The organism is Chryseobacterium candidae, assembly GCF_004916905.1.
GTDB classification, from domain to species: Bacteria; Bacteroidota; Bacteroidia; order Flavobacteriales; family Weeksellaceae; genus Chryseobacterium; species Chryseobacterium candidae.
In genome coordinates this window covers 1-5,787 of record NZ_SDLV01000037.1, presented here as the reverse complement: position 1 = coordinate 5,787, position 5,787 = coordinate 1, and the positions used below count along the sequence as shown (strand labels likewise).

Genomic DNA, 5,787 nt, shown 5'->3' with positions numbered 1-5,787 from the left:
TCTATTACTCATTACCCATTACTCATTATGTATGAGTTTAGGGTTCCCTGCTTGGGTATAAAGCAAAAAAAAATCCTTTATCAATCAGATAAAGGATTTTTAAAAATAAAATAAAAACTGGCGGCGGCCTACTCTCCCGCGTTAGCAGTACCATCGGCGCTGGTGGGCTTAACTTCTGTGTTCGGAATGGGAACAGGTGAGCCCCACCGCTAAAACCACCCTAAAGAAGGTATATAGCTTTAAGCATTAGGCTTTACGCCTTAAGCTTATTGCGTTTTTAAGCGATAAAAACTTTCACAAAGACAAAACCTTTACTGCGCATAAAGTACTTGTCATTTATTATATGATAATTAGATATAGCAACCAAAGGCTATAAATCTACGGGTAATTAGTACTACTTGGCTATGACATTACTGTCTTTACACCTATAGCCTATCAACGTCGTCATCTACAACGACCCTTAAAAGATGTCTCATCTTGAGGCGAGTTTCGCACTTATATGCTTTCAGTGCTTATCTCTTCCAAACGTAGCTACTCAGCGGTGCACCTGGCGGTACAACTGATACACCAGAGGTTTGTTCAATTCGGTCCTCTCGTACTAGAATCAAGCCCTCTCAAACATCTAACGCCCGCAATAGATAGAGACCGAACTGTCTCACGACGTTCTGAACCCAGCTCGCGTGCCACTTTAATGGGCGAACAGCCCAACCCTTGGGACCTTCTCCAGCCCCAGGATGTGACGAGCCGACATCGAGGTGCCGAACCTCCCCGTCGATGTGAGCTCTTGGGGGAGACTAGCCTGTTATCCCCGGAGTACCTTTTATCCTATGAGCGATGGCCCTTCCATACGGAACCACCGGATCACTATGTCCTGCTTTCGCACCTGATCGACTTGTAGGTCTCACAGTCAAGCACCCTTATGCCATTACACTCTACGCACGGTTACCAAGCGTGCTGAGGGTACCTTTGAAAGCCTCCGTTACTCTTTTGGAGGCGACCACCCCAGTCAAACTACCCACCACGCAATGTCCTTCCTTTCAGAAGTTAGGCTCCAAGTAAGTAAAGGGTGGTATTTCAACGTTGGCTCCACAAACACTAGCGTGCCTGCTTCAAAGCCTCCCACCTATCCTACACATTACTTACTCAAAGTCAATACGAAGTTATAGTAAAGGTTCACAGGGTCTTTTCGTCCCATTGCGGGTAATCGGCATCTTCACCGATACTACAATTTCACCGAGCTCGTGGCTGAGACAGTGCCCAGATCGTTACACCATTCGTGCAGGTCGGAACTTACCCGACAAGGAATTTCGCTACCTTAGGACCGTTATAGTTACGGCCGCCGTTTACTGGGGCTTCAGTTAATGCCTTCGGTTTAACCCTAAGCACCTTCCTTAACCTTCCAGCACCGGGCAGGTGTCAGACCCTATACAGCATCTTTCGATTTAGCAGAGTCCTGTGTTTTTGATAAACAGTCGCCTGGGCCTCTTCACTGCGGCCAACATTGCTGCTGGCGTCTCTTCTTCCGAAGTTACGAGACTATTTTGCCTAGTTCCTTAGCCACGACTCACTCGAGCACCTTAGGATTCTCTCCTCGACCACCTGTGTCGGTTTTGGTACGGGTTGCTTCACTTCGGCTTTTCTTGGATCAGATTACTCTACAGCAGCTTCGCCCGAAGGCTAAGCCTTGACTATTCCGTCAGTCTCCAGCAGATACATCCAACCGTCCCCTTTTATTGTGAGCAAGTATGGGAATATTAACCCATTGTCCATCCACTACCCCTTTCGGGTTCGCGTTAGGTCCCGACTAACCCTCAGCTGATTAGCATGGCTGAGGAAGCCTTGGTCTTTCGGTGAGCAGGTTTCTCGCCTGCTTTATCGTTACTTATGCCTACATTTTCTTTTCTATCCGCTCCACAATACCTCACAGTACTGCTTCGGCGCAAATAGAATGCTCTCCTACCAGATATATATAATATATAAATCCATAGCTTCGGTAATATGTTTATGCCCGATTATTATCCATGCCGGACCGCTCGACTAGTGAGCTGTTACGCACTCTTTAAATGAATGGCTGCTTCCAAGCCAACATCCTAGCTGTCAATGCAGTCCAACCGCGTTGTTTCAACTTAACATATATTTGGGGACCTTAGCTGTTGGTCTGGGTTCTTTCCCTCTCGGACATGGACCTTAGCACCCATGCCCTCACTGCCGCACAACATTTATTAGCATTCGGAGTTTGTCAGGAATTGGTAGGCGATGAAACCCCCGCATCCAATCAGTAGCTCTACCTCTAATAAACTTTTTGCGACGCTGCACCTAAATGCATTTCGGAGAGTACGAGCTATCTCCCAGTTTGATTGGCCTTTCACCCCTACCCACAGGTCATCCGAAGACTTTTCAACGTCAACCGGTTCGGTCCTCCACTCTGTGTTACCAGAGCTTCAACCTGCCCATGGGTAGATCACAAGGTTTCGCGTCTAATCCTACTAACTATGCGCCCTATTCAGACTCGCTTTCGCTCCGGCTCCGGTACTTAATACCTTAACCTCGCTAGTAAAATTAACTCGTAGGCTCATTATGCAAAAGGCACGCCGTCACAGCTTTACGCTGCTCCGACCGCTTGTAGGCGTACGGTTTCAGGTTCTATTTCACCCTTCTATTCGAAGTGCTTTTCACCTTTCCTTCACAGTACTTGTTCACTATCGGTCTTTCAGGAGTATTTAGCCTTGGAGGATGGTCCCCCCATATTCAGACAGGATTTCACGTGTCCCGCCCTACTCATTTATCATCTTATTATGCCTTTCATATACGGGGCTATCACCCTCTACGGCTGTTCTTTCCAGAACATTCTATTAAACATAAAAAGACTTTTGGGCTAATCCGCTTTCGCTCGCCACTACTTACGGAATCTCTTCGATTTCTTTTCCTCCGGGTACTTAGATGTTTCAGTTCTCCGGGTTTGCTCCTCCTAAGAGGTGACATGTCTTCAACATGCCGGGTTGCCCCATTCGGACATCTGCGGATCTATTCGTGTGTGCCAATCCCCGCAGCTTTTCGCAGCTTACCACGTCCTTCTTCGCCTCTGAAAGCCTAGGCATCCGCCATACGCCCTTAACGATTTCTTTCCTATTGGTTACTCAAGCGCTTTATGCGCTCGGTTTTCTCTTTGTGATGTCTTTACCGTTAATGTCAATGATCTTAATGTCTTCTTGTACAACTGATGAACAGATGTTGTTTTTGGCTCCATCCGTAACTTTTAAATCAGTCTTCCAAAACTGTGGAGAATAAGGGAGTCGAACCCTTGACCTCCTGCGTGCAAGGCAGGCGCTCTAGCCAGCTGAGCTAATTCCCCCTCTAGTCAGATGTTAGATGTTAGTAATTAGATATTAGTAAAAAACTAACTTCTAATTTCTAATTTCTAACCTCTATTTCAATTAGTAGTCTCGGGCAGGCTCGAACTGCCGACCTCTACATTATCAGTGTAGCGCTCTAACCAGCTGAGCTACGAGACTTCATTTAATTTTAAATTTTAAATTTTGAATTTTAAATTAATTTTCAAATCTAAAATCTATAATTTATAATCTAAAATCTCTTCTTCCCTATTACTAATTTCTAGTGGGTTATGTTTTTATATTTAAATTATAAGTAATGGGTAATAAGTAATATGATCTTCCAAACTGTTACACTTGGCTCTTTTTACTTTTACCTTTTTACTTATAAACCAACCAAACAAAAAACTAAAGCTTTACTTTGAACAAGTACTTTGTGTCTAAGACACTGATTTTGTTTAACGTCTTTAAGACGCTCTAAAATGAGATGTTCCAGCCGCACCTTCCGGTACGGCTACCTTGTTACGACTTAGCCCTAGTTACCTGTTTTACCCTAGGCAGCTCCTGTTACGGTCACCGACTTCAGGTACCCCAGACTTCCATGGCTTGACGGGCGGTGTGTACAAGGCCCGGGAACGTATTCACCGCGCCATGGCTGATGCGCGATTACTAGCGATTCCAGCTTCATAGAGTCGAGTTGCAGACTCCAATCCGAACTGAGACCGGCTTTCGAGATTTGCATCACATCACTGTGTAGCTGCCCTCTGTACCGGCCATTGTATTACGTGTGTGGCCCAAGGCGTAAGGGCCGTGATGATTTGACGTCATCCCCACCTTCCTCTCTACTTGCGTAGGCAGTCTCACTAGAGTCCCCAACTTAATGATGGCAACTAGTGACAGGGGTTGCGCTCGTTGCAGGACTTAACCTAACACCTCACGGCACGAGCTGACGACAACCATGCAGCACCTTGAAAAATGTCCGAAGAAAAGTCTATTTCTAAACCTGTCATTTCCCATTTAAGCCTTGGTAAGGTTCCTCGCGTATCATCGAATTAAACCACATAATCCACCGCTTGTGCGGGCCCCCGTCAATTCCTTTGAGTTTCAAACTTGCGTTCGTACTCCCCAGGTGGCTAACTTATCACTTTCGCTTAGTCTCTGAATCCGAAAACCCAAAAACGAGTTAGCATCGTTTACGGCGTGGACTACCAGGGTATCTAATCCTGTTCGCTCCCCACGCTTTCGTCCATCAGCGTCAGTTGTTGCTTAGTAACCTGCCTTCGCAATTGGTGTTCTAAGTAATATCTATGCATTTCACCGCTACACTACTTATTCCAGCTACTTCAACAACACTCAAGACATGCAGTATCAATGGCAGTTTCACAGTTAAGCTGTGAGATTTCACCACTGACTTACACATCCGCCTACGGACCCTTTAAACCCAATAAATCCGGATAACGCTTGCACCCTCCGTATTACCGCGGCTGCTGGCACGGAGTTAGCCGGTGCTTATTCGTATAGTACCTTCAGCTACCCTCACGAGGGTAGGTTTATCCCTATACAAAAGAAGTTTACAACCCATAGGGCCGTCGTCCTTCACGCGGGATGGCTGGATCAGGCTCGCACCCATTGTCCAATATTCCTCACTGCTGCCTCCCGTAGGAGTCTGGTCCGTGTCTCAGTACCAGTGTGGGGGATCACCCTCTCAGGCCCCCTAAAGATCGCAGACTTGGTGAGCCGTTACCTCACCAACTATCTAATCTTGCGCGTGCCCATCTCTATCCACCGGAGTTTTCAATTTAAAATGATGCCATTCTAAATATTATGGGGTATTAATCTTCCTTTCGAAAGGCTATCCCCCTGATAAAGGCAGGTTGCACACGTGTTCCGCACCCGTACGCCGCTCTCTGGATCCCGAAAGATCCATACCGCTCGGCTTGCATGTGTTAGGCCTCCCGCTAGCGTTCATCCTGAGCCAGGATCAAACTCTCCATTGTATGTTTGTCTGACTCACTCAAAGTTTTTTAACGCTTTAGTTTTTCCTTACTTGGTTGTTATATTGTATGTCAATGATCTTTTTATCTTTCGCTTTATAACGAAGCAATCTTTCTGTCAGTGTCGCTCCGTATTTGCGAGTGCAAAAGTAAAACTTTATTTTTTAATGACCAAATGTTTCTGAAGAAAATTTTAAAGTTTTTTAAGTAACCTTAACTCTTCTAAAACCCTCAATCTCTATACTCCTGCGCTCCCTCTAATTGGGACTGCAAAGATACTAACTATTTTTAAACTGACAACTTTTTTCTCAAAAAATTGTAAAGTTTTTTTCGTCCGTCTCTTTTTTGAAGTAATATCGTTTATGCCCACCTAAAGGCTCTTCTGCGCTACTGATTATCTCTCGTTTTCAGTGGGGCAAAGATAATAACTTATTACAAAGCAAAACAAGTTTAGTTAACATAAA

At 45.4% G+C, this 5,787-nt stretch carries 2 tRNA genes and 3 rRNA genes; all 5 read right to left on the bottom strand.

The features are described 5' to 3' along the window. Positions 1-115: 115 nt before the first annotated feature. Positions 116-223, bottom strand: a 5S ribosomal RNA gene (rrf, locus tag EK417_RS16580). Between the two features lie 145 nt (positions 224-368). Then, positions 369-3,125: ribosomal RNA gene (locus tag EK417_RS16575) — 23S ribosomal RNA — on the bottom strand. A 153-nt stretch (positions 3,126-3,278) separates the two neighbouring features. Further along, positions 3,279-3,352: transfer RNA gene (locus EK417_RS16570), tRNA-Ala, on the bottom strand. Between the two features lie 86 nt (positions 3,353-3,438). Further along, positions 3,439-3,512 (bottom strand) — tRNA-Ile (locus EK417_RS16565). A 297-nt stretch (positions 3,513-3,809) separates the two neighbouring features. Then, positions 3,810-5,326 (bottom strand): 16S ribosomal RNA (locus tag EK417_RS16560). The 16S, 23S and 5S rRNA genes sit together here with 2 tRNA genes alongside, the layout of an rRNA operon. Positions 5,327-5,787: the final 461 nt, after the last annotated feature.